Origin of the sequence: Mycolicibacter icosiumassiliensis (assembly GCF_900078685.2) — a bacterium.
Lineage (GTDB): Bacteria > Actinomycetota > Actinomycetes > Mycobacteriales > Mycobacteriaceae > Mycobacterium > Mycobacterium icosiumassiliensis.
Genome location: NZ_LT546170.1, coordinates 44,432 through 67,804, shown reverse-complemented (window position 1 = coordinate 67,804; position 23,373 = coordinate 44,432). Strand labels below are relative to the sequence as shown.

The window sequence follows — 23,373 nt, the reverse complement described above, 5'->3', positions numbered from 1 at the left end:
CGTCCTTCATTCGCCGAACGTGTAATCAGCCCGGGAAATCGCCCCCCGGATTCCGTGCTGAATGCACGTTGGGCGATGGCGGCGCCGTGGTTCCATAGGTAGAACCTGTTTCAGTTTCGATGTGAGGGGTCGGTGTGCAGCTCTCCTTTGAAGACCGCAGCTACCTGGTCACCGGCGGTGGCAGCGGCATCGGCAAGGCCGTGGCGGCCGGGCTGGCTGCCGCGGGCGCCGACGTCCTGATCGTCGGGCGAGACGCCGATCGATTAGGGAAGGTGGCCGCCGAGCTCGGCGGTTCAGCGAGGCTCGACGGAGGAGAGGTGAAGCTGGGACCGCCGCATGAACCCCGCGGTTCAGCGAGGCTCGACGGAGGAGAGGTGAAGCTGGGACCGCCGCATGAACCCCGCGGCACGGTCCGTCACCTGCCGACCGACGTCACCGACGAGGACAGCGTGATCGCCGCCGTCGATGCCGCGGTGGCCAAGCACGGCCGGCTGCACGGGGTGGTGCACTGCGCCGGTGGTTCGCAGACCATCGGGCCGATCACCCAGATCGACTCGGAGTTGTGGCGGCGCACCGTCGACCTCAACGTCAACGGCACCATGTACGTGCTCAAGCACGCCGGCCGGGCGCTGGTGCGCGGCGGCGGGGGCTCCTTCGTCGGCATCTCCTCGATCGCGGCCAGCAATACCCACCGCTGGTTCGGCGCCTACGGGCCAACCAAGTCGGCGCTGGATCACATGATGCAGCTGGCCGCCGACGAGTTGGGTGCCTCCTGGGTGCGGGTCAACAGCATCCGCCCCGGCCTGACTCGTACCGAGCTGGTAGCCCCGATCCTGGACTCGCCCGAGCTGAGCGAGGACTACCGCGTCTGCACGCCGCTTCCGCGACCCGGCGAGGTCGAAGATGTCGCCAACCTGGCGCTGTTCCTGCTCAGTGACGCGGCCGGCTACATCACCGGTCAGGTCATCAACGTCGACGGTGGGCAGATGCTGCGCCGCGGCCCGGACTTCTCCTCGATGCTGGAGCCGGCGTTCGGGGCCGACGGGCTGCGGGGAGTGGTCGAGGGCTGACCGACGGGTTTGTTTCGGGGCCTCAGAGCCCCGCGTCGCGTTCGGCCAGGGTGGCAATCGCCGACCAGTCCAACTGTCCGCCGCCGTTGGCGAGCAGGGTCAGGAAGCGGTCGCGCAGCAGGCTGCCCAGTGGCAGGGGCACCGTCAGCTCCTCGGCTGCCTGCAACGCCAACCGGACATCCTTGAGCCCGAGGGTGGCGGCGAAACCGGCCGGCACGAAGCTCTTGCGGGCAATCAGGTCGCCGTAGGTCCTATACGCCGGAGCGTTGAACAGCGTCGAGGTGAGGATGTCGACGTAGGTCACCGGATCCACCCCGGCCTTCTCCACCAGCGCGGTGGCCTCACCGAGCGACTCGATGACGGTAGCGAGCAGAAAGTTGCCGGAGAGCTTCACCAGGTTGGCGGTGTAGGGCTGCTCGGACACCACAAAGGTGCGCTGACCGATTGCGTCGAAAAGCGGCGCCACTACGTCCAGGACCGCCGGCGCGCCCGCGGCGATCACGAAAAGCTTTGCCGCCGCGGCGGCCTCGGGCCGGCCGAAGACCGGTGCGGCGACGTAGGACTGGCCCGCGTCGGCATGTGCGGCGGTGAGCCGGCGGGCCAGTGCCACGCTGATCGTGCTCGACGAGATGTGGGTGCCGCCGGGCGGCAACGACGCCACAATGCCGTCCGGTCCGAGGGTGACCTGCTCGACGGCATCGTCGTCGGCCAACATGGTCTGCGCCACGTCGCCGCGGCAGGCGTCGGCTACCGTGCGCGCCGGCGTGGCGCCTTGCTGAGCCAGGGCTTCCACCTTGGCCGGTGACCGGTTGTAGGCGGTGACAGCGTGACCCGCCTTGAGCAGGTTGGCGGCCATGCCGCTGCCCATGTTCCCGAGTCCGATGAAGCCGACGTGCATGGTGTCCACCTTGCCCTGTATGTCTGTATGACGGAGCGCAACGGGTGGAGGAGGACGTCTCGTGGGTGTGTACGCGGTGACCGGTTCGGCATCCGGTATGGGACGGCAGGTGGCGGAGAAGCTGCGGGCGGCCGGTCACACCGTGATCGGGGTCGACCTGCGCGACGCCGAGGTCGTTGCGGACCTGTCCAGCCCGACCGGGCGCGCGGGCGCCGCTGAGCAGGTGCTGGCCCAGTGTGGGGGTCGCCTCGACGGGGCGGTCCTGGCGGCCGGGCTGGGCCCGAAGCCGGGACCGAGCATGCCCCGGATCATCTTCGAGGTGAACTTTCGCGGGGTGGTGGATCTGCTCGACGCGTGGCAGCCGGCGCTGGCCGCAGGCGAACGGTCCAAAGTGGTGGTGATCGGCAGCAATTCGTCGACCACCATCCCCGCCGTTCCCCGTCGAGCGGTGCGCGCCCTGCTCGCCGGCAAGACGGCGCGGGCGGTTCGAACGGTGAAGCTACTCGGCCCTGCGGCGCCGTCGATGGCCTACGGCGCATCGAAGATCGCGGTAACCCGCTGGGCACGCCGCCAGGCAGTGACGCCGGCGTGGGCCGGCGGCGGGATCCGGCTCAACGTGCTGGCGCCCGGGGCGATCCAGACTCCACTGCTGGATGAGTTGTTGGCCATCCCTCAGCAGGCCAAGGCTCTTCAGTCGTTCCCGGTGCCGGTCGGCGGGTACGGAGATCCGGCACAGCTGGCCGACTGGATGATGTTCATGCTCTCTGATGCCGCGGAATTCCTCTGCGGCAGCGTCATCTTCGTCGACGGGGGTACCGACGCCTACTTCCGATCCGATGACTGGCCACGCAGTCTCGGGGTCTTGGGAGTACCGCGTTACCTGCTGCGGATGAGATCGTTCGCCAAGACGCATCAGGGGTAAGTCAGTGGCTGCGCACTCGACCGTCCGCTTCGAGTAGCCGACCCTGACGCTTCACCGCGTGCGTGACGGTGGCGCGGTCGCGGACCCGCCAGCCGGGAGCCAGGGCGGCCGCCGCGGACTCGAACCCCGCCAGGTTGGCCAGGGACACGAATCGCGCCATCAGCACCAGATTCGCCGGACCGACGACCGTGGCGCAGCGCAGCACCGGCGACAGTGCGGCGATCGCCAGCCCGGCACTGTGCGGATCGTCGACCTCGACCTCGAGCAGAACCGCCCGCCCCGCGCCCACTGCCGGTGCCACCACGTCACAGCCCAACCGGATCGACTGGCCCCGCAGCGCCCGATCGAGCAGTCGCCGGGCGGTGACCTCGGAGGTTCCCAGGCGTCCGCCGAGGTCGGCCAGGCTCATCCGGGCATCTTCGCCGAGGGCTTCGGTCAACTCGGCGACGACCTCGGGACGCGGTGGCCGCCCGCGGTCGGCCGTATTCGGGTGGGGGCTCGCCAGGTGGGCCTGCTGGGCCGGGGACAGCACCCGAAGCCGCCATTGGGCGTCCTCGCAGTGCACGGCGCTGAGGAAGGCCACGCGTGCGGCGGTCACATCGGGGTGCTCGGCGCTAAGCCGTTCGACCTCGTCGTGCAGCGGGGCAAGGCCACGGCCGAGCACGATCGCGGCGACGGCGTCCGCTCCCGCCAGCACGTCGACGGCCAGGACGTCCTCGCGCTGCGCGATCCCGGTCGCCACCGCCGCCGCGGAGCCCGGGCGGCACGCCAGGCGGACCAGCATCGCGTCGCGATCGGGGGCCAACTGCTGCGCGCTCGGCCGGACGACGAGCCACGCAAGTCGCTCGTCGACGAGTCGCTGCCATCGGCGCGCTGCTGTCGCGGGGTCGACGCCGAGCGCCGCCCCGATCGCGCGCCAGGGAGCCCGCGGCCACACTTGGAGGGCGTGAATGAGGGCGAGGTCGATCTCGGCCAGGGGTTCGGGGGGCTGCCACGCTGCCTGTACGGGCCCAGTCACGGGCCTGAGAATAGCGAAATCCTGCATCGCCAATCATTTTTCTATTGGAAACCCGCGTAGGTTCATCGGTAAGCGTCGGATCACCTTAAAGTCGCCACGTGATCCGCACCGACGAACTCGTCGCCACCATCGCTGACCTCGTCGCCCTCGCCCCCCGCGCCACCGGCACCCCGGGCGGCGTCGCGGCGGCCGCCTACGTGCGCGACCGGCTGACCGCCGCCGGCCTCGATGAGGTCTGGATCGAGCCGGACGAGGCCTTCCGGTGGCAGGCATCACGGGTGGGCCTGCGCGTCGGTGATGAGCAGGTGCCCGCCGCGCCCGTGCTGCACTGCCAGCTGCCGGCCCACGACGCCGTGGGGAAGTGGTCGACCGGACCCGACGGGCTCACCGCCGAGGTCGTCGACATCGGGTCCGACCGGATCGCACGCCACGACGTGCGGGGACGTCTGGTGCTGTTCGACCTGCGGTTCACCATGAGCCAGGCCAGCCTGCTGCCGCTCGCCGAGTACGTCCACGACCCCGGTCGGCGGATGCTGCGCCGTGAGGTGCTCACCTCGCGCAACCCCTACCTGACGACGCTGACCCGGGTCATGACGCAGGCGACGGCAGCCGGCGCCGTCGGCCTGATCGGCGTGCTGGCCGAGTACCCGGAGTCACTGGGTTATCACAACGAGTACTACCGGCGCGCGCTCATGGAACTGCCGGGCGTCTGGGTCACCCGTGCCGGCGGCGCCCGCCTGCGCACCCTGTTGCGCAAGGAACCGCGCGCAACACTCACCCTCGATTCGACCCGCGAACGCGTCGCATCGTCGACGGTCGTCGGCGTCCTGCGGGGCCGCTGCCCCGAGACGATCATGGTGCAGTCCCATCACGACTCGGTCGGTCCCGGCGCCGTCGAGGACGCCAGCGGCACCGCCGAGGTCATCGCCATCGCCGAGGAGGAGGTCGCTCGTGCCCGGCGCCAGGGCCCCCGCGAGAAGACCTTGATGTTCGTCACGTTCGACACCCACTTCACCGGCTACCAGGCCCACCAACGCTTCGCCTGCCAGTACGCCCTCGACCCGCAGAGCCCCTTCCCGCTGGCGCTGAACCTCACCGTCGAGCACGTGGGCCTGCGGTCTCGCATAGGCGCCGACGGCGGGTTCGAGACGCTGCGCGACACCGAGCCACGCGCCTTCTTCGAGAACGTCCGTCCCGCGTTGAAGTGGCAGTTGGTTCGCACGATCCGCCGCCGCGGACTGCACTCGACCTCGGTGCTGAATGCGACGGTCCCGGAGTTCGTCGCCGGCGGCATCCCCACCGACGCCTCGTTCACCCTCGCGGCGGGCGTGCCCACGATCAGTCTCGTCTCGGGCCCCTTGTACCTCTACGACGATGCCGACACCATCGAGCAGGTGGACGTCGACCAACTCGAGGCCGTGGGCCGGGCCTTCGTCGACCTCATCGACGCCGCCGACCATCGGCCGGCGGGCCGGATCGGCCTCATCCCGCGGCGGCTGCGTCGCCTGCTCCCGCGGGGCCGCTGGTGATCGTCGAACCCGTGGCGTTCGCGTCGACGTCGATCGACGGCGAACCGATGACGCAGACCGGACTGGTGTGGTTGCCGCACGGTCCGCCACCGGCATCCGGCTGGCCGGTGGTGACCTACGGCCACATGACGACCGGCGGTTCGGACCGGGCCGCGCCGAGCCTGGCCACGCCCGGCCATCCCGAGTCGCGCCGCATCCACCAGGGTGACGCGTTCGTCTCGCGGCTGGCCACGGCCGGCGCGGTGGTCCTGCAACCGGACTACGAGGGCCTGGGCAGCCCGGGCCCGCACCCGTACCTGCGCGGCGTCTCCCTCGGGCGCAGCGTGCGTGACCTGCTGACGTGGGCCCGCGGGCGATGGCCGCTCGACGGGCGGTGGATCAGCGCCGGGCACTCCGAGGGGGCGCTCGCCGCGATGCATGCCGTCGCCGCCGGACCCATCGAGGGGTTCGACCTGCGCGCCGTGGTCGCCTTCACGCCGGTGACCCGGATGGACCAGACGATCGGGGCGGCCCTGCGACTGCCGGTCGTGCTGCCCGGATTTCAGGTGGTGACGGCGCTGATCGCCCTGATGATCGAGGGCGCGGCGACGACGACGCAGCCGTTGCGACCGCTGTTGACAGGCGGCGGGCTGAGCCGCGAGGCGCTGGCCCGCTGGCCGCACCTGGGCGAACGCAGCCTGACCGAGCTGTGCGAACCGGACTCCTTCGGCGCGCTCGCGCCGCGCGCCCTGCTGGGGCCGCGGGGCGCCGAGGTGCGCCGGCACCTGCTCGACTCGTTCCGGGCCGACGAGGTAGCCGACCTGCTTCTGCCCGCCGGCGTTTCGCTGCGCATCGATGCCGGCCGGTTCGACGAGGTGGCACCCTTCTGGCTCACCCGCCGCCTGGTCCAGTTACAGCGCGCACGCGGCACGGACGTCGAGCTGCACTGGTGGAACGGAATGCACTCGCCCACCGTCGATCTCGCCGCGGCCGCCGCCGCGGATTGGTGTCGGGCCAAGCTCGGGCAGTGAGGTGTGCGGGGGCGTTACCTGGTGCGGATGAGGTCGTTCGTCAACACGTCGAATCCCTTATAGCCCGCGGCGGCCACCTCGGCGATGATCGCGCCGTAGGTGCCGAAGCCGCCGACGAACGGCATGAAGACCCGTGGCCGCCCGGTGATGTTGGCGCCCAGATACCACGAATTCGCCTGCGTCATCAGGGTTTCTGCTGCGCGTTGGGCGCACTCGGCGCCCCAGTCGGCGGCCGCATCCCGGCGGGCCTCCAGGGCGGCGGCGCTGTGCGCGTCGAGGTAGGCGATCGCCTCGGCGACCCAGTCGACGTGCAGTTCGGAGTGCAACACCATGTTGGCCAGCACCGACGGACTGCCCGGGCCGGTCATGTTGAACAGGTTGGGGAATCCGGGGACGCTCAACCCCAGGTAGGTCAGTGGTCCGCCGGCCCAGGCGTCGTTGAGTGTCACGCCGTCGCGCCCGACGATGTCGATCTTGGCGACCGACCCGGTCATGGCGTCGAAGCCGGTCGCGAAGACCAGGACATCCAGCTCGTGGTGTGCCGCAGTGGTGCAGATGCCACGCTCGTCGATCCGCTCGATCGGGGTGGCGCGCAGATTCACCAGATGCACGTGGTCGCGGTTGAAGGTCTCAAAGTAGTTGTCGTCGGTGCAGATCCGCTTGGCTCCAATCGGATGGTCCTTGGGGATCAGCAGTTCGGCGGTCGCCGGGTCATCGACGATCGCGCGGATCTTGTTCTCCCAGAACAGGCGTGCCGTGTCGTTGGCCGCCAGGGTAACCAGCTGATCGGGGAAGGTCTTGGAGAACAGCACCCCGCCCAGCTGCCAGCGTCGCTCGTAGGCAGCGTCGCGCTCCTCGGCGCTCAGCTCAAGCGCCGAGCACGGGTGCGGCTCGTGCGGTGAGCCGCCGCCGCTGGCCCGCGACAGCCGCCGGCGTTCGGTGTAGCCGGCCTTCTGTGCCTGGCGGGTGGCTTCGTCCAGTGGCGCGTTACCGGCTGGAATGCTGTAGTTGGCGGTGCGCTGAAACACCTCCAACCGGGCGGCCTGCGCGGCGATCGGCGGGATCACCTGAATACCCGAGGATCCGGTGCCGATCACCCCGACCCGTTTGCCGGTGAAGTCCACGCCGCCGTGCGGCCACTGCGCGGTGTGATAGATCTCGCCGGCGAATGACTCCAGTCCGTCGATGGCCGGGACGTTGGCGTTCGACAGCGGCCCGACCGCAAGGACGCAGAACCGGGCGGTCACCAGCTCGCCCGCGTCGGTGCGCACCTGCCAGGTCAAGGTGGTCTCGTCGAGGACCATGCTGGTCACCCGCGTCCCGAACGAGATGTCGCGTCGCAGATCGAAGCGGTCGGCGACGTGATTGAGGTAGCGCAGGATCTCCGGCCCGGTGGCGTACTTCTCGGTCCAGTCCCAGTCCTGCTGCAGCTGGGAGTCGAACGAGTAGGAGTAGTCGACGCTTTCGACGTCGCAGCGGGCGCCGGGGTAGCGGTTCCAGTACCAGACCCCGCCCACCCCGTCGGCTGCTTCGAACACCCGGACTTTGAGCCCGTCGCCGCGCAGGCGGTGCAGCGCGTAGAGGCCGGCGAAGCCCGCCCCGACCACCACCACATCCACGTTCGTCTCCATGACCGGCGATGCTAGGAAGCCGCACCGCACCCACCCACCGACTGTCTCGCTGGGTGGGACAGGCTGTGACGTGGGGCGCTCGTGCCCCGAAGCTATGGCCATGCTCACCCATACGGCCCGACTGGCCGGCAAAGTCGTCCTGATCACCGGCGGTGCGCGCGGCCTGGGTGCCGCGTTCGCCCAGCACGTCGTCGACGGCGGCGGCCGGGTGGTGATCGGCGATCTTCTCGACGAGGACGGGGCCCGACTGGCCAAAGAACTCGGCGAGACCGCGCGCTATGTCCACCTCGACGTCACCGACCCGGCCGACTGGGAAGCCGCGGTGCAGTCGGCGATCACCGAGTTCGGCGGGCTGACCGGGCTGGTCAACAACGCCGGCGTGGCGACCGGGCAGCTCGTCGAGCATGAGCCCGTCGCGCACTTCCGCAGTGTGCTGGAGGTCAACCTGGTGGGCGTGTTCAACGGCATCCAGGCCGTCATCGCACCGCTGCGCGCCGCGGGCGGCGGTTCCATCGTCAACATCTCGTCGGCCGCCGGGCTGATGGGCCTGGCGCTGACCGCCGGGTACGGCGCATCCAAGTGGGGCGTGCGCGGCCTGTCGAAGATCGCGGCGGTCGAACTGGCCGGCGAGAAGATCCGGGTCAACTCGGTGCATCCCGGCATGACCTACACCCCGATGACCGCGCAGGTCGGCATCGAGCCCGGAGAGGGGCACTACCCGAACACCCCGATGGGTCGCGTCGGTCTGCCCGAAGAGATCACCGGGGCCGTCAGCTTCCTGCTGTCCGACGAGGCCGCCTACATCACCGGCGCGGAGATCGCCGTCGATGGCGGCTGGACCGCGGGACCCACCGTGAAATACGTGATGGGGCAGTGACGTCGCGGGGATAATGGCCCCTGATGGATGCCACGTCGATGGTGGCGCGAGTGGCGCTGATCATCAACCTGTTCGACGAGCCCGGTAAACGGCTGCGGCTCGATCAGGTGGTGGCCCGCACCGGGCTGCCGCGCTCGTCGGTGCATCGAATCCTGACCCAGCTGGAGTCGTCTGGTCTGGTGCAGCATCGGCCCGATGGCTACGGCATGGCCGCCTCACCGCTGCCGGTGTCGCAGCTGGTCGACCACGCCGAACTGCGCGGCGTGGCCTCGCCGACCCTGGCCCGCCTGCACTCCGACACCAGGCTGGTGGTGCATCTCGGAGTGCTGCTCGGCGCCGACGTGGTCTATCTGGACAAGATCGCCGGCGACGGTGGCGCGCTGGTACCGACCCGGGTGGCCGGCCGTACCCCCGCGCATGCCAGCGCGCTGGGTAAGGCGCTGCTGGCGCGACTGCCAGCCGAGGATGTGGACGCTCTCGTCGGCGACACGCTGCCCAAAAGAACCCGGGCCACCATCGGCGACCGGGCCACCCTGCACCGGGAACTGGCCCGGATCCGCAGCCGGCACGGGGTGGCCTACGACACCGAGGAACTGGCGGTGGGCCTGTCCAGTGTCGCCGCGCCGATCGCGGCGGGCGACGGTCCGATCGCCGGGCTGTCCCTGACGGGCGCGGTGCCGATGCACCGGTTGCAGCGCACCGCGCCGTTCGTCATGCGCGCCGCGGGCCGGATCTCCCACGAGTTGAGCGGGTCCACACCGGCCGCCGGCCAGCAGCGCGAGGCCGAAACCGACAGCATGCTGTCTCGGGTGTTGCGCACCATCTCCGCCGACGCCTGGGTCTGACCGCCTCACAGAATGAGGTCGTCGACCGGCAGGCCAAAGGCGAACTGCCCCACCGCCGTCAACACCCGCTCCACGTCGTTGGCGGCGTGCAACCGCGCGGTCTGCATGTCGCGCCAGACCCGGTCCAGCCGGGCGTCCGCAGCGGCGCCGGCCTGCTCGACGCACCGCTTGACCGCCTGCATCGCCCGCTCGAACGCCAGCACCTGGTCGCGGCGTGCCCGCAGCATCAGTTCGGCATCGGGGATGGTGCCCGACCGGGCACACTCGCCGAGATCGGCCAGGTTGCGGCGGATCTGCAGGGTGGACACCTCCAGCCCAGCGGCCGCCATCGCCAATGCGCCCAACGGATTCGACATCTGATCGCGATGCGCGTCGAGCACCCCTGCGGCGGCGCCGAGCAGCGGTGCGGTGCCGGCGTGCGTGTACAGCGTGGGCTGGGGCAGGCGATACAGCGGTGCGAGCGTGGCTCGCTGCGCGTCACTGACCCAGCCGAAGCAGTGCTGGGCCGGTACCGGAGCACCGGACGCCACCACGTCGTGGGCGCCGATCCCGCGCAGCCCCAGGCTGTTCCAGGTCTCCTCGACCGTGTAGTGCTTGCGGGGCACCAGCGCCACCGTGAAGTCCTCCGCGGCACCGTCCTCCCCGACCACCAGCGCCCCGGCGATCAGCCAGGAGGCGTGCTCCACCCCGGCGCAGCGGCTCCACCGACCGGACAGCCGAAACCCGTCGCCTGTGCGCTCCAAGCGGCCGGTGGGCGCGTAGGCCGAACAGATCAGCGCGCCCGGATCAGCACCCCAGACATCGCGCTGGGCCGCACCGTCGAACAGGGCCAGGTGCCAGGAGTTGACCGCCAGTGCGGCGGCCAGCCATCCGGTCGAGGTGCAGGCCGCCGAGATCTCGGTGACCACCGCCAGATAGCTGCCCGGATCGATCTGCCGACCGCCGAATCCGGTGGGTTGCAGCAGCGTGAAGACACCCGCATCGCGCAGGCCCGCGACGGTTTCGGCCGCCACCGCCCCGTCTCGGTCGACCCGGTCGGCGGCCTCTGCTATCGCCGGCAGTAGCGCCTGAACCGCCGCCAACACGCCCTCGGCCATGCGCGCCGCCGTTGCGAGTGAGTGATCTTTAGTGGTCACGCGACTCGCACCCCGTCTCGGGGTTGTTTCCCGGCCGGGTGGCCGGGTCCCTTCCGCGCTTCACGGCCACCAGCCGGGCGTGGCCCGGTCTTACGGTCGGCTCCACGCTTGACGGCGGCCCCAACTGGGCCGACGACGCTATCGGGTTCCTCGTAGCGTGCGAGGTTGATCGCGGCGCAATCGTCGCGTTGGTGAGTGGTCCCGCAACCGCCGCCAGCGCGATCACAGGTCCAGTGTTCTGCCCAGCCGATGTCCTGAACATGCCCGCAAGCGTGGCAAGTCTTCGACGAAGGGAACCACCGATCAGCCACCACCAGTTGTGATCCGTACCAGGCGGTCTTGTAGGACAAGTGCCGCCGCGGCGTTCCCAGGGCGGCATCGGACAGGCCGCGTCGGCGGGCTCGTGCCCCCGGCAGACCCTTTTGCCGCAGCATCCCCGCAGCGTCCAGACCTTCGACCACGATCCGGCCGTGAGTTTTGGCCAATCGTGTGGTCAGGACGTGCAAATGATGCACGCGGACATCGTTGACCCGGCGATGCAGCCGGGACATTTCTGTGGTGCGCTCGCGATATTGGCGCGACCCTTTCACGCAGCGGGAGCGGGCCCGGCTGACGTGTCGTAACTCTTTGAGTGCAGCATCAAGCGGACCAGGATTGGGCACCCGTTCGAGCACTGCGCCGTCTGCGCTGGCGACCGTGGCCAGCCGACGCACACCCACGTCGACACCGACCCGTGACTTCGGCAGTGCCACGTTAGGCTGCTGCGGGCGCGCCACCAGCACCCGCACGCTGGCGTCGATCCGGGTGCCGTTGCGGCGCACACTGATCGCCAGCACCCGCGCCCGGCCTTGTGCGATGAGGCGCTCGACGCGCCGGGTGTTCTCGTGGGTGCGGACTGTGCCGATGACTGGCAGTGTGAGGTGCCGGCGGTCGGGTTCGACGCGCATCGCCCCGGTTGAAAACGACACCCGGTCGGCGTCGCGGCCCTTCTTCTTCAACCGCGGGAACCCGACTCGCTTGCCGGCGCGGGTCCCTGCGCGGGAGGCTTGCCAATTCCAGTAGGCATCCACCGCGCCGCCGATCCCGTCGGCGTAGGCCTCTTTCGAGCACTCCGGCCACCACACATCCCCGGTCGCGGCGTTGACACACACCGCGTCCTTGGCCGTGTTCCAGCGTTTACGCAACACAGCAAGCGACGGCTTCGCCGTCTCGACACCAGTCTCACGCCACGCCCCGATATCGGCTTTCAGGGCCGCTACAGCCCAGTTGTACGCCTTACGGCGAGCGCCGAAATGCCGCGCCAACGACCGAGCTTGGTCTTCGGTCAGGTCTAGGGTGAACCGGAAAGCCTGCACCGAAAAGCCCTCGGGAATCTCGAACTTCGCCATCAGGCCGCCTCACCATCATCGGCGGCCGCCATCGCCCTCTTTGCTCGGTTGGCTGCGGCGCGTTTCCCGTAGAGCCGCGCACACATACCGGTGAGGATCTCGGTCATATCGCGCACCAGATCATCATCGACCTCCGCGGCATCGACCACGACCAACTCGCGGCCCTGCGCAGCGAGCGCGGCTTCGACATACTCAGATCCGAACTGGCAGAACCGATCCCGATGCTCCACAACGATCCGGCTCACCGTCGGGTCACGCGGCAACGCAAGGAACTTGCGGCGGTGCCCGATCAAGGCGGACCCGACCTCGGTAACCACCTCATCGACCGGGATCTGTTCCGACGTGGCCCACGCAGCTACCCGCGCCACCTGCCGATCCAGACCGGCCTTCTGCTCCGCCGACAAGACCCGCACATACACCACCGTCCGCCGATGCTGGACTGGCTCGGCCGTCGCATCCCTCACCAGGATCAGCCGACCCACTCGTTGCGCCGGGACAGACAACCGGCCCGCGTGAAACCAGCGATACGCGCTCACCCACGCAACACCGTTGCGCCCAGCCCACGCCGCAAGATCCATACACCTGTTCCTACAGCACACCACCGACAACTACCGACCACTCACCACACAACAGCTGACAACCCCTATCCGGAGCGGACCCGCCGACCGATCGCACTGCACGCGGATGGCGCCAGTTTTTAACCGGCACTTCGACTTCACGCCAGGCCCGACCGATGAACTGCATCTGACGCTACTGATCAAGGACGCCCGCGCACTGCTCGGAGGATAGAGAAAGTCCCGAAGTAGGCGGGGCAGAGTAGTCGCAGCCCTCAGATCATCGCCCGCAACGCCGGCGCCGGCTCCACCCCCATGACCGTCAGGGCGCTGGAGTGATAGATGGTCCCCGGGGTCTGGATGGCGTGGCCCAGCCCGACGTGGGCGTCGCGCCAGAACCGCTGCAGCGGGTTGTTGCGGCGCGCGGCATTGCCCCCGGAGCGGGCGAAGATCGCGTCGGCCGCAGAAACGGCCCGCCAGGCGCAGCGAATCTGGTTGCGCCGCACCAACGACCGGTCCTCGAAGCTGATCTCCTTACCGGCGTCGGCGAGGTCGTACATTCGGCTGATGCCGTCCAGGAGTTGCACACGGGAGGCGGCGATCTCCGCGGCGGCCTCGGAGATGGCGTAGAGCACGTACGGGTCGTCTTTGATCTTGGTGCCGGTGGCGGCCACCCGGTCGCGCTGATAATCCAGGTGCGCGGCCAGTGCGCCTTCGGTGATCCCGATGAGTGCGCTGGTGATCCCGAGCGGGAACATGGCCCAGAACGGCAGCTTGTAGACCGTCTCATCGCGCCCGGCCGCTTCGGCGGCGCCGGCACCGGAGGCGACGTGCTCGAAGTCGATGGTGCGGTAGTCCGGGATGAAGGCGCCGTCGACGATGATGTCTTTGCTGCCGGTGCCCGACAGGCCGATGACGTCCCAGGAGTCCTCGACGATGGTGTAGTCGGTGCGCGGCAGGACGACGTGTAAGACCTTGGGCGGCATGGTCTCCGTGACGCGCGCACCGAGGAAGATCCAGTCGCAGTGATCGGTGCCCGAGGAGAAGTTCCATCGCCCGGTCAATCGGTAGCCGCCCTCGACCGGCGTCGCGACGCCTTGTGCGGCATAGGGGGACGCGATCCAGGTGTCGGGATTCTCGGCCCAGATCTCGGCTTGTAGCCGGCGGTCCATCAGCGCCATCTCCCAGGGGTGCACTCCCCCGACGCCGCACACCCATCCGGTGGAGCCGCAGTGCTTGGCCACCGCCATGACTGCCTCGGCGAAGTCGCGCGGGTGGGCGGCGTAACCGCCGAAGTCCGTCGGCTGCAGCATCCGCATCACGCCGGCTTCGCGAATTAGCGCCACCGACTGCTGCGAGAGCTTGCCCAGCCGTTCGCTGTCTTCGGCGGTGCCCGCCAGCTGGGCGGCGATCTTCTCGATGCGCTCGACGACTTCGTGCGCCATGACCGGCACCTCCTGCTCTCTGCGGAACCCCCGGCGGGATCCGTTGGTGTCAGTACCGTACTCCCGATTTGTCCAAATGGTCAATCCATATGGTCAATCCATTTGTGCAACTGCTCCTGCCCTGGCTAACCTGCCTTCATGGGCAACCGTGAGGATCTGCTGGAGGGCGCCAAGCGCTGCCTCGTCGAACGAGGCTGGGCGAACACCACGGTGCGCGACATCGCCGCGGCGGCCGGTGTCAGCCATGCCGCCATCGGCTATCACTTCGGCAGCCGCGAACGCCTGCTGGTGCAGGCCCTCTTCGAAGAACTCGACGAACTCGACGCCCGCATGTCCCCCGACGGGCAGCCGGCAGCCACGGCCGTGGAGCGATGGCAGGCGGTGCTCGAGTCCTTCACCACCGACAAGGCACTGTGGACCTCGCACCTGGAAGCGATCGTGCAAGCCCAACGCAACGACGAACTGCGCGCGCGTCTCGCCGAAGGCCAGCAGCGGGCGCGCGAGGAGCTGGGCGGCTCGGTGGCGCTGGCAGTGGTGCTGGGCATGATGATTCAGTCGCTGATCGATCCCGAGAGTGCGCCGACGGCCGCGCAGGCGGTGACGGAGCTGCGGGAGCTGGCGGGCGGCAGCGCGAACATCCCACAGTGATGCGCTCAACGCGACATCGCCTAAGCAGTTTTCGGGCCCGCGTGTATAGCCCCGTATTGAGTGCCAATCGACAACGGCCATCACGCTTTAGAACCGCTGAGACGAGCCCGAAAACGATGCGAGGCATGCGCTATCGCGCCAGCGATGCGACCCTCGGGATTTCGAACTCTGGACCTGCTGATTAAGAACCAGGTGTCAGCACCCGGGCCCTCCGCAGGCCATCGCCCCAATGCTGCCGGAGTCGACCCATCCGCGAAAGCCAACATTGTCATGGCCATCATCGTGGATGTCGGGGCGCAAGGATAATTTGAGCCAGTGGCATCGCGGCGCGACTATCTAGTACCGGCCCCCAAGGCAGGGATTCTGTGCCACCTGTGCCAGAGGTCCACTGATCTGACTAGGGCGCACGTACCACCGCAATGCGCAGGTAACGCGGGTAACCGCGTCGCCCGTATGCGGCCCTACATTCGCGAAGGAGTGCTGCGCCATGACACACCTCAAGAGGGAGGTTTGTGGCTTCGAACGCTGTGCCATAGGTGCAACACACTCGCAAGCCAATATGACAATGCATACGGAGATCTCGCAAGGCGGGTCGCTCGAAGCGATCGCCTTCACGCGCGAGCTTTCGCTTTGCCGAATCAGGCGGGAAGCGTCCCCGCCGTATACGTAGCTCCGGGACGGGTTGCACGCTCGCTTCTGCATGGCGTGGTTGCGCTTGCCCCGTCACTCCGCTTGGTTCACGGCGAGCTCGTTGGCCAACTCCTGCGCGACGAAGCGGATCTCCGCCTGCCGCCCGGCCTGCAGCTACGTGTCGCACGGGTGAACATGCCTGCCTGCCGTATTTCCAGCGCCTATTCCATGATGCAAGTGCTCGGCGTGCGACAGGTGTATGACGTTTTCGCTGAGATTTGCTTTCCGCCCTTCATTTGGGCCTTGTGCGCCCCTGCCCCAGCGTCGCTCGGGGGAAGCCTGATCGATCGGGAGCGGTGGGGCGACGCCACCGACTGGATCCGATACAGCCCAGCGGCTGTGCGCAGCGACCTTCGCGATGTCTTGGACCGACTGCCGATGACCGTCCACCCTGCGCATCGCGACCGCGACCAGTGGGTTGAACTCTCCTCGCCGGAAAGTTCGTACCTCCTTGAAGGCCTAATTCGACGGTGACCCGACCTCCTTTCGTGGCTGCGCAGCGGTCAAGACCGCAAGAACCAGCGCTGCCAGGAGCTGAAACGCGCACCAGGCGTCCGCGACTCGGCCCCTGTGCATCATCTACACCCGATCAACGGCGGAATGGCCGATCGGAAACCCCTATCCGCGGCGGACCCGCCGACCGATCGCATCACTGAGTGCATCAAGCTCGGTCAACACGTCAGCGGCAGCCCAGACACGGTTGCGCGCGCCCGTTGACAATATTTCAAGGATGCCGACCTCCGTCAGCCTTCCGAGTGCCCTGTATGTGCTGGCATCTGTTGTTCCCGTGATCTGTTGCGCGGTATCGGCATTGAAGATCGGGACATCCAAGAGGCTCTCGATGAGGGTCTCGTCTGCAGAGCCCGACCGCGGGCGCGCAACTGACCGCCAGTGGTCGGGCAGTTCGGCGAGATGGACTGCCGATTCTTCCGCGGCGTTGCTCGCATGTGCCGCAGCCTCAGCGAGGTAGCCGACAAATTGATTGGCGTCACCGCGGCGGTAGTTGGTGAGCCGCGCGAAATAGTCATCAGTATTGGCCAGCATGACCGATGCCAGCGGCACCGTTACCCGTTGGGTGAGCCCACGTCGGCGGAGGATCGCACTGATCAGTGCACGCCCGATGCGACCGTTGCCGTCAGTGAACGGGTGGATCGATTCGAACTGGGCGTGGGCGATTGCGGCCTGAGCGACAATCGGCAGATCTGTGCGGTTGGCGAAGACCAGCAGGTCTTCCACAAGAGAAGGCACTAACTCGGGTGGTGGCGGTATGTACAGCGCGCCGATAGGTGTGTAGTCGCTGCCACCGATCCAGTTCTGGACGTTGCGCAGCTGCCCGGGACTGTCGGTGTAGGGGTCAGGTGCCATCAGTAGTCGATGGGTGTCGAGGACTGCTTCGAGAGTAAGTGGACCGGCGTCGGCCGCCTCAACAAGTTGTATCAACGCCCGAACGGCAGCTAGTTGGGATTCTGCCTGCGCGCTGGCGTTTCCACCTGCGAAGGCTTTGCCGAATGCCCGCCATCCAGCGTCGATGTGCTCGATCTTGGATGACGCCACAGACTCACTCCGCAGCAAGAAATCCGCTAAGGGTGCGAGGTGCTGGCCGAATCCGGCTTCGAGGCGAGCGACAGCAACCAAGGCGGCCTCATGCGCGCGCGCCACTGCACCCACAGGGTCATAGCTCAGATTGCCGATCGTTGGCGGTAGCGCCACTTCGATCTGCTTGAGCATGCGATCGTCACGGTTACCCTGGCGCGTACGAGGCGCCCATTTACGCTGTTCGGCTTGATGCGCAGGCCAACCCATAGCGAACCCTTCTCATCTAAGAGACACCAACAACATCATTACTATAGTTTTATAGCCCTAAAGTTAGCTATAAACACTGTCGTGCGATGTCGCAGTCGTCCAATCGGACGATATTGACTGACACGCTCCATGCCACAGCTAGAGACACGCTATCTACTGTGTCTATTGCCACGTCATCTTCTGCGGTAATATGACGCAGTGTCCAATCAACGCATCTCTGCGGCGCTCGATGAGCTTGAGGCCGAGCGCAGCGCTGCGGTCGACGAGATCTTGAAGCTTGAGCGGCGGCGAGAGAACCGCCTCGCTGACCTGAAGCGCCTAGTGTCGTGAGTCGTTAATTCGCTTGCAGTAGTTACCGATTGATTCGAGGATTTGGTCGGCGGTTTTGGTCCAGACGTAGGGCCGGGGGTTGTCGTTCCAGGTTTGGATCCAGGTGCGGATATCAGTGTTGAGTTGGCGCACCGAGGTGTGTGTTCCGCGTCGCAGTTTCTTGGTGGTCAGTTCGGCGAACCAGCGTTCGACGAGGTTGAGCCAAGAGGAGCTGGTCGGGGTGAAGTGCAGGACGAAGCGGGGATGGTTTGTCAGCCAACGTTTTACCGCTGGGGTCTTGTGGGTGGAGGCGTTGTCGAGCACGACGTGGCAGTCCAGCTCGGCGGGCACGTTGGCATCGATCTTCTTGAGGAATGCGAGGAATTCCTGGGAACGGTGCCGAGCGTGCAGGGAGCCGATGACCTGGCCGGTGGCCAGATTCAGGGCCGCATACAGGCTCGAGGTGCCGTGGCGGACGTAGTCATGAGTGGCGCGCGCCGGTGTACCGGGCAGCATCGGGAACACCGGTTGGGTGCGGTTGAGGGCCTGGATCTGGGTCTTTTCATCCACGCAGAGAACGACGGCGCGCTCGGGTGGGTCGAGGTAGAGCCCGACGACGTCGCGGACCTTCTCGATGAACAGCGGATCTTTGGACAGCTTCCACGAATCCTGTTTGTGCGGCGCCAGTCCGAACGCCCGCCAGACTCGGGAGACCATCGACTGGCTCAACCCCAGGTGATCGGCCATCGACCGGGTCGACCAGTGCGTGGCATCGGTCGGCGTGGTCTCCAACGTCGCGGTGATCAGATCCTTGATCTGCTCATCGCCGACCACCCTCGGCCGGCCCGGCCGCGGCTCATCGAGCAGACCGTCGAGGCGGTCCACGACGAACCGATTGCGCCACTTCGTCACCACCGACCGGGCTACCTTCAAGTCTGCGGCGATCTGGGTATTACTCGAATCACCCTCGCAGGCAAGGATAATTCGCGAGCGCATCGCCAACGCTTGAGCACTCTTAGGCCGGCGGGCCCAGGACTCCAATTGCTCACGTTCATCATCGCTCAGCATCACGGGTACAGGAATCGGACTCGGCACACCCTAGTCTAACGTCTGAACTCGAATTAACGACTCACGACACTAGGCACCCGAGTTGACTGGGCAGCGACGACAATCTGAAGCCGACATGAACGGGAGCTTCAAATTAGGAGTTCCCTGAGCACCGGCGAAGCCCACGACCCGGCGGACCGGACCGTTACAGCAGCGTGGCCTGCTCGGGGTGCGGCACGGCCGGCGCGATCAGCTCGGGTGAGTTGTTGCGCACGCTGTTGACCAACGTGGAGACCTCCCGCACGGTGATCCGCCGCACGTCCGGCGGTTCGGCCAGCAGCATGGTGTCGACCGGAGCATCCGGATCCAGCCAACTATCCCAGGGGTTTTCGGACAGCAGCAGCGGCATCCGGTCGTGGATCCCGGCGAGTTCCCCGACCGCCTCGGTGGTGATGATCGCGATGCTCAGCAGCGGATCACGCCGCCGGTCGGGACGCCAGACCGACCACAGGCCGGCAGCGAACAGCATCGCGCCGTCGCCGTGGATGTAGAACGGCGTCTTGGGCGCCTTGGGCACGCCGGGTCCCGCGCGCCATTCGTAGTAACCGTCCATCGGCACCAGGCAGCGCCGGCGTTCGACGGCCGCTCGGTATGCCGGGGCGGTGGTGACCGTCTCGGCGCGGGCGTTGATCATCAGCGGGCTGCCGCTCGCCGGCGTACCGGCCGGGCCGGCCTTCGCCCACGGCGGCACCAGCCCCCAGCGCATCAGCCGGACCCGCCGCGTCGGCTCGTCGGCCGGTCCATGCAGCGCGGTGTACCGGCTGACCACGGTGGCGATGCTGTCGGTCGGCGCGACGTTGTAGTTCGGTCCGGAATCAGCGGTCGCCGGAATCTCGTTGATCGCGTCCATCCGCAGCGCCAGTAACGCCGGATCGGTGGTTATCGCGAAACGCCCGCACATGCCTTCATGGTGACAGTTAATCGATCCGCGTGACGGCTACGGCCCAGAACGGCATGTGTACCAGGTTGTCTTCGAGCAGCGGTTGCAGGATCGCGAACCGGTCGGCCAACGCCCGGACCCCCGCCACCAGGTCCTCCCGGCCGAGCGCCTCCATCACCGCGACCATCTCGGTGAAGGCGGTCGGCTCGAAGGAGCCCTGATAGGTAGTGGTCCCAACATGGTCGATACGCCACCCGGCTTCGGTGAGCAGCCGACCGAAGCGGTCGGGCGACAGGCCGTCCAATTGCCAGCCGTTGACATTGTGGCGTCCGGCCTCGAACAGGAACAGCCGCGCTTGCGGCTTGGTCGCCCGATGCAGGCTGCGCGCATAACGCAGCTGGGTCTCCTCGTCGTCTTGGAACAGGTGGTAGAACGCGCTGTCGACGACGGTGTCGAAGCAACCGTCGAACCCGATCAGGTCAACCGCATCGGCCAGCTGGAAGTTCACCGTCACGCCGGCTTGGGCTGCGTTGTGTCGCGCCACCGCGATAGCGGCCGGAGAGCTGTCCACGCCGGTTGTCGAATATCCTTGAGCAGCATAGTAAATAGCGTGGTGGCCCGGGCCGGTTCCCGGATCCAGCACCTCGCCCCGCAAGGCGCCGTGGGCCACCAGTTGCTGCACCACCGGCTGCGGGCGGCCGATGTCCCACGGCTCGGGCGGAGCAGCGGGCGCCGACGGTGCTATGCCGGCGAGTTCGGTGTCGCTGTTCATCACCTGCCACTGTGCGCGAGTCGGGTTAACGAAATCAGAACGCGCGGTGTATGAACGGCGACGGCGCGTGCGTACTGGCAAGATCGCCGCTGTGCGCCTCTCCATTCTCGATCTCACACCGGTACGCACGGACCAGTCCACCCCGGATGCGCTGGCCGCGACGATGCGGCTCGCGACGGTAGCGGACCGACTCGGCTACACCCGGTACTGGGTTGCCGAACACCACAACATCCCGTCGGTTGCCGCGACCAGCCCGGCGGTGCTGACCGCGATGCTGGCCGCTGCGACGTCGCGTCTCCGCGTCGGCGCCGGCGGGGTGATGCTGCCCAATCACGCACCCCTGGCGGTGGCCGAGCAGTTCGCGCTGTTGGAGGCCGCCCATCCCGGCCGCATCGACCTAGGCATCGGACGGGCTCCCGGCGCCGACCCGGTGGCGTCGATGGTGTTGCGCGGAAGCCGCGGCGACCGCGCCCCCGATGATTTCCCCGACCACCTCGACGATGTGATCGCCCTGGTGGGCCCCGCCGGGGTGGCGGTGCAACTGGCGGACCGCAGCTATGTCCTCAAGTCGACACCGCACGCGCTGACGACACCCCGGGTCTTCGTGCTGGGATCCTCAGTGGACTCGGCCCGGGTTGCCGCAGTCAAGGGCCTGCCCTATGTGTTCGGCCACCACCTGTTCGGCGAGCAGACCGAGGAAGCGCTCACCCGCTACCGGTCGGAATTCGTGCCGAGCGAACTCGCGGCCGAACCGATCGCCTTCCTCACCGTGAACACCGTGGTCGCCGAAACACGGGAGGAGGCAACGGCTTTGATACTTCCCTACCTGCACTTACAGGCCCGCACCGCGATCGGGCAACAGCCGGGCCCGTTGATGCTGGTCGAAGATGCCGAGCAGGCGGCACTCACACCCGAGCAGAGTGGCGTCGCGCAGGCAGAACTCGAGCGCGCGGTGCGGGGAACACCGGCGGAGGCGCTGGCGCAGTTGCGGCAGTTGGCGGACCGGTTCGGTGTGGAAGAATTGATGCTCAATCCGGTCGCATCGGCTCGGCGGGGCGCCGACCCCACCAGCTCGCCGGGGCGGGAATCCACCTTGCGCTTGTTGGCCGACGCGGTGTCGCCGAACTCGTCGGAGTTGGTGAACAGCGGATGACGACAGCCCAACGCCACGGTGCCGCTGGGTGAATGCTTCGGATACAGTTACCAACTGTCAATGAACAGTTGCTGGCAATCTTCGAAAAATCTCCTCCGCGACTGGGTCTCGGGGTTCAGATCGCTTAGCGTCGGGTCTGCGCCCAACCGCGCACGCGATCGCCCAACGCGGCGAGCGCGGATCACGAAAGACTTCGACGAGGAGCGTTCATGTCGTTCGTCACCACGCAGCCCGAGGCGCTACTGGCCGCGGTCGCCAACCTGCGGACCATCGGTTCGTCGATGGCCGCCCACAGTGCCGCGGCAGCGGCCCCCACCACCGGCGTGGTTCCGGCCGCCGCCGACGAGGTGTCGGCTCTGACGGCAGCACAGTTCGCCGCTCACGCGGAGGCCTACCAGACCGTGAGCGCCCAGGCCGCGGCCGTCCACGAAATGTTCGTGAACACGTTGAGCAACGGGGCCAACGCGTACGCAGCTACCGAGGCGGCCAACGCAGCCGCGGCCGGATAGTCCGCAGCGATGAACTACCTGTCGTTACCGCCGGAGGTCACCTCCACCATGATATACTCCGGGCCCGGCTCGGAACCGATGGTGGCGGCCGCATCGGCGTGGAGTGCGCTGTCAGCTGAACTGAGAACGGTTGCCGCCGCGTATCGTTCGGTCATCAACCAGCTGACCTCGCAGGAATGGCTGGGATCGGCTTCGGCGTCGATGGCGGCGGCGGCCGCGCCCTATGTGAACTGGATGGAGCTCACCGCCGAGCAGGCCAAGCAGGCCGCTGTCCAGAGCCGGGCGGCCGCGGCCGCCTACGAGACGGCGCACGCCCAGACGGTGCCCCCGATGGCGGTGACGGCCAACCGCCAGCTGCTGCAGCAGTTGGTCGCCACCAACATCTTGGGGCAGAACACTCCGTCGATCGCGGCCACCGAAGCCGAGCACGGCGAGATGTGGGCACAGGACACCATCGCGATGTACGGCTATCAGGCCCAGTCCAGCGCGGCCACCAAGCTGAGCGATTTCACCTCGCCGCCGAACCCGACCAACCCGGCCGGCGACGCCGCCACCGGCAACGCGGTCGCTCAGGCGGCCGGCAATGCGACGGCGACCCAGGCCACCAAGGCGTCCGGCACATTGCAGCATCTGGTGAACTCGCTGACTTCGCACTCGGCGGAGAGCACCGGCAACCCCGCCCAGGACATCCTCAACGACCCGAACTACACCTTGTCGAACCAGTTGATGAGCCAGCTGTTGACCCACTCGAACCTGCAGTCGAACAACGTCTGTGCGGTCTGGCGTGGTGTCAGCGGTGTGCTCGGTCTGCAGAAGCTGTTCGCGGACGGGGCGAAGGCAGCATCGACGGGAGCCTCCAGCGCGGCGGCGGGCGCCGCCAACGCGGCCTCTGGTGCGGCGAGCGCAGCCTCCGGTGCCGCCGGCGCGGTCGGCGGCCTCTCGGTTCCGGCGGCCTGGGTTCCGCCGATGGCGGCAGCCTCCACGCTGGGCCCGGTCTCCGGCGGCTCCTGGGTGCCGGTGGGTCCTGCTGCGGCAGCGGCGCTGCCGTCCGCGGGTGGAATTCTCGGCGGGGCTCCGATTGCACCGCCAACGGGAATGCCTGGAATGCCGGGTATCCCGGCCGCGGGTGCGGGTGCGGCCGGCGCCGGCTTCCGCGGGTTCGGCGGTCCCCGCTACGGG

Annotated in this window: 22 protein-coding genes; 11 read left to right on the top strand and 11 right to left on the bottom strand. The window is 67.8% G+C overall.

Annotation, left to right across the window (positions count from 1 at the left end):
• Nucleotides 1–134: 134 nt before the first annotated feature.
• The gene (locus BN4346_RS42915; RefSeq protein WP_067976189.1) at nt 135–1,070 is read left to right on the top strand and encodes an SDR family oxidoreductase; all 936 of its coding nucleotides are present in this window, start codon (nt 135–137) and stop codon (nt 1,068–1,070) included.
• Between the two features lie 22 nt (nt 1,071–1,092).
• On the opposite strand, the gene BN4346_RS42910 is transcribed toward BN4346_RS42915, so the two are convergent.
• Entirely contained in the window at nt 1,093–1,968 is an 876-nt protein-coding gene (locus tag BN4346_RS42910) for an NAD(P)-dependent oxidoreductase (RefSeq protein ID WP_067976390.1), read from the bottom strand.
• Between the two features lie 61 nt (nt 1,969–2,029).
• Here BN4346_RS42910 and BN4346_RS42905 point away from each other — a divergent pair, with 61 nt between their 5' ends.
• Nucleotides 2,030–2,890, top strand: coding sequence for an SDR family oxidoreductase (locus BN4346_RS42905; protein ID WP_067976187.1), 861 nt, complete (start codon nt 2,030–2,032; stop codon nt 2,888–2,890).
• A gap of 1 nt (nt 2,891) precedes the next feature.
• On the opposite strand, the gene BN4346_RS42900 is transcribed toward BN4346_RS42905, so the two are convergent.
• A complete protein-coding gene (locus BN4346_RS42900; RefSeq protein WP_167666260.1) occupies nt 2,892–3,908 on the bottom strand; it encodes an Lrp/AsnC family transcriptional regulator in 1,017 nt (338 codons plus the stop codon).
• Between the two features lie 98 nt (nt 3,909–4,006).
• On the opposite strand from BN4346_RS42900, the gene BN4346_RS42895 reads away from it, so the two are divergent.
• Together BN4346_RS42895 and BN4346_RS42890 are read left to right on the top strand one after the other, a co-directional pair.
• On the top strand, nt 4,007–5,437 hold the full coding sequence (locus BN4346_RS42895) for a M28 family peptidase (protein WP_067976185.1): 1,431 nt from the start codon (nt 4,007–4,009) through the stop codon (nt 5,435–5,437).
• Nucleotides 5,434–6,447: a hypothetical protein gene (locus BN4346_RS42890; RefSeq protein ID WP_067976184.1), complete on the top strand. Its 1,014-nt coding sequence runs from the start codon at nt 5,434–5,436 to the stop codon at nt 6,445–6,447. Before BN4346_RS42895 ends, BN4346_RS42890 begins: the two co-directional genes overlap by 4 nt.
• A gap of 14 nt (nt 6,448–6,461) precedes the next feature.
• Here BN4346_RS42890 and BN4346_RS42885 read toward each other — a convergent pair whose 3' ends face one another.
• Nucleotides 6,462–8,078 (bottom strand): flavin-containing monooxygenase, encoded by a 1,617-nt coding sequence (locus BN4346_RS42885; RefSeq protein ID WP_067976177.1) that lies wholly within the window; start codon nt 8,076–8,078, stop codon nt 6,462–6,464.
• A gap of 100 nt (nt 8,079–8,178) precedes the next feature.
• Here BN4346_RS42885 and BN4346_RS42880 point away from each other — a divergent pair, with 100 nt between their 5' ends.
• The gene (locus BN4346_RS42880) at nt 8,179–8,955 is read left to right on the top strand and encodes a glucose 1-dehydrogenase (RefSeq protein ID WP_067976388.1); all 777 of its coding nucleotides are present in this window, start codon (nt 8,179–8,181) and stop codon (nt 8,953–8,955) included.
• Nucleotides 8,956–8,978: 23 nt separating this feature from the next.
• Nucleotides 8,979–9,800 carry an IclR family transcriptional regulator gene (locus tag BN4346_RS42875; protein WP_235653778.1) on the top strand — a complete coding sequence of 274 codons (822 nt, stop codon included), beginning with the start codon at nt 8,979–8,981 and terminating at the stop codon, nt 9,798–9,800.
• 5 nt (nt 9,801–9,805) lie between these two features.
• Here BN4346_RS42875 and BN4346_RS42870 read toward each other — a convergent pair whose 3' ends face one another.
• The 4 genes from BN4346_RS42870 to BN4346_RS42855 all read right to left on the bottom strand — a co-directional run bounded on the left by BN4346_RS42870 (nt 9,806) and on the right by BN4346_RS42855 (nt 14,323).
• Nucleotides 9,806–10,936 carry an acyl-CoA dehydrogenase family protein gene (locus tag BN4346_RS42870; protein WP_235653777.1) on the bottom strand — a complete coding sequence of 377 codons (1,131 nt, stop codon included), beginning with the start codon at nt 10,934–10,936 and terminating at the stop codon, nt 9,806–9,808.
• The gene (gene tnpB / locus BN4346_RS42865; RefSeq protein WP_067976167.1) at nt 10,933–12,324 is read right to left on the bottom strand and encodes an IS607 family element RNA-guided endonuclease TnpB; all 1,392 of its coding nucleotides are present in this window, start codon (nt 12,322–12,324) and stop codon (nt 10,933–10,935) included. The genes BN4346_RS42870 and tnpB overlap by 4 nt, the downstream gene beginning before the upstream one ends.
• On the bottom strand, nt 12,324–12,902 hold the full coding sequence (locus BN4346_RS42860; protein ID WP_067976161.1) for an IS607 family transposase: 579 nt from the start codon (nt 12,900–12,902) through the stop codon (nt 12,324–12,326). The genes tnpB and BN4346_RS42860 overlap by 1 nt, the downstream gene beginning before the upstream one ends.
• A 251-nt stretch (nt 12,903–13,153) precedes the next feature.
• Nucleotides 13,154–14,323, bottom strand: coding sequence for an acyl-CoA dehydrogenase family protein (locus BN4346_RS42855; RefSeq protein ID WP_067976384.1), 1,170 nt, complete (start codon nt 14,321–14,323; stop codon nt 13,154–13,156).
• 138 nt (nt 14,324–14,461) lie between these two features.
• Between BN4346_RS42855 and BN4346_RS42850 the strand changes: the two genes are divergently transcribed.
• Complete coding sequence (locus BN4346_RS42850; protein WP_067976159.1) at nt 14,462–14,971, top strand: TetR family transcriptional regulator; 510 nt, start codon at nt 14,462–14,464, stop codon at nt 14,969–14,971.
• Between the two features lie 1,308 nt (nt 14,972–16,279).
• On the opposite strand, the gene BN4346_RS42840 is transcribed toward BN4346_RS42850, so the two are convergent.
• Nucleotides 16,280–17,464 carry a Fic family protein gene (locus BN4346_RS42840; RefSeq protein ID WP_067976155.1) on the bottom strand — a complete coding sequence of 395 codons (1,185 nt, stop codon included), beginning with the start codon at nt 17,462–17,464 and terminating at the stop codon, nt 16,280–16,282.
• A gap of 198 nt (nt 17,465–17,662) precedes the next feature.
• Here BN4346_RS42840 and BN4346_RS49580 point away from each other — a divergent pair, with 198 nt between their 5' ends.
• The gene (locus BN4346_RS49580; protein WP_268811500.1) at nt 17,663–17,794 is read left to right on the top strand and encodes a hypothetical protein; all 132 of its coding nucleotides are present in this window, start codon (nt 17,663–17,665) and stop codon (nt 17,792–17,794) included.
• Here BN4346_RS49580 and BN4346_RS42835 read toward each other — a convergent pair.
• From BN4346_RS42835 to BN4346_RS42825, 3 genes are all read right to left on the bottom strand, one after another.
• The gene (locus BN4346_RS42835) at nt 17,783–18,841 is read right to left on the bottom strand and encodes an IS630 family transposase (protein ID WP_407695151.1); all 1,059 of its coding nucleotides are present in this window, start codon (nt 18,839–18,841) and stop codon (nt 17,783–17,785) included. The genes BN4346_RS49580 and BN4346_RS42835 overlap by 12 nt on opposite strands.
• Before the next feature lie 184 nt (nt 18,842–19,025).
• The gene (locus BN4346_RS42830; protein ID WP_067976151.1) at nt 19,026–19,781 is read right to left on the bottom strand and encodes an SOS response-associated peptidase; all 756 of its coding nucleotides are present in this window, start codon (nt 19,779–19,781) and stop codon (nt 19,026–19,028) included.
• A 16-nt stretch (nt 19,782–19,797) separates the two neighbouring features.
• A complete protein-coding gene (locus BN4346_RS42825; protein WP_067976150.1) occupies nt 19,798–20,532 on the bottom strand; it encodes a class I SAM-dependent methyltransferase in 735 nt (244 codons plus the stop codon).
• Between the two features lie 91 nt (nt 20,533–20,623).
• On the opposite strand from BN4346_RS42825, the gene BN4346_RS42820 reads away from it, so the two are divergent.
• From BN4346_RS42820 to BN4346_RS48265, 3 genes are all read left to right on the top strand, one after another.
• Nucleotides 20,624–21,685 carry an LLM class flavin-dependent oxidoreductase gene (locus BN4346_RS42820; RefSeq protein WP_067976382.1) on the top strand — a complete coding sequence of 354 codons (1,062 nt, stop codon included), beginning with the start codon at nt 20,624–20,626 and terminating at the stop codon, nt 21,683–21,685.
• Between the two features lie 209 nt (nt 21,686–21,894).
• Complete coding sequence (locus BN4346_RS42815; protein ID WP_067976147.1) at nt 21,895–22,194, top strand: PE family protein; 300 nt, start codon at nt 21,895–21,897, stop codon at nt 22,192–22,194.
• Between the two features lie 9 nt (nt 22,195–22,203).
• On the top strand, nt 22,204–23,373 hold a 1,170-nt coding region (locus BN4346_RS48265; RefSeq protein WP_067976146.1), incomplete at its 3' end, for a PPE family protein.

Coding starts and splice junctions, on each gene's coding strand:
- BN4346_RS42910 (WP_067976390.1), bottom strand. CDS start 1,968: ATGCACGTCGGCTTCATCGGACTCGGGAACATGGGCAGCGGCATGGCC.
- BN4346_RS42885 (WP_067976177.1), bottom strand. CDS start 8,078: ATGGAGACGAACGTGGATGTGGTGGTGGTCGGGGCGGGCTTCGCCGGC.
- BN4346_RS42880 (WP_067976388.1), top strand. CDS start 8,179: ATGCTCACCCATACGGCCCGACTGGCCGGCAAAGTCGTCCTGATCACC.
- BN4346_RS42875 (WP_235653778.1), top strand. CDS start 8,979: ATGGATGCCACGTCGATGGTGGCGCGAGTGGCGCTGATCATCAACCTG.
- tnpB (WP_067976167.1), bottom strand. CDS start 12,324: ATGGCGAAGTTCGAGATTCCCGAGGGCTTTTCGGTGCAGGCTTTCCGG.
- BN4346_RS42860 (WP_067976161.1), bottom strand. CDS start 12,902: ATGGATCTTGCGGCGTGGGCTGGGCGCAACGGTGTTGCGTGGGTGAGC.
- BN4346_RS42855 (WP_067976384.1), bottom strand. CDS start 14,323: ATGGCGCACGAAGTCGTCGAGCGCATCGAGAAGATCGCCGCCCAGCTG.
- BN4346_RS42850 (WP_067976159.1), top strand. CDS start 14,462: ATGGGCAACCGTGAGGATCTGCTGGAGGGCGCCAAGCGCTGCCTCGTC.
- BN4346_RS42840 (WP_067976155.1), bottom strand. CDS start 17,464: ATGGGTTGGCCTGCGCATCAAGCCGAACAGCGTAAATGGGCGCCTCGT.
- BN4346_RS42835 (WP_407695151.1), bottom strand. CDS start 18,841: ATGCTGAGCGATGATGAACGTGAGCAATTGGAGTCCTGGGCCCGCCGG.
- BN4346_RS42830 (WP_067976151.1), bottom strand. CDS start 19,781: ATGTGCGGGCGTTTCGCGATAACCACCGATCCGGCGTTACTGGCGCTG.
- BN4346_RS42825 (WP_067976150.1), bottom strand. CDS start 20,532: ATGAACAGCGACACCGAACTCGCCGGCATAGCACCGTCGGCGCCCGCT.
- BN4346_RS42815 (WP_067976147.1), top strand. CDS start 21,895: ATGTCGTTCGTCACCACGCAGCCCGAGGCGCTACTGGCCGCGGTCGCC.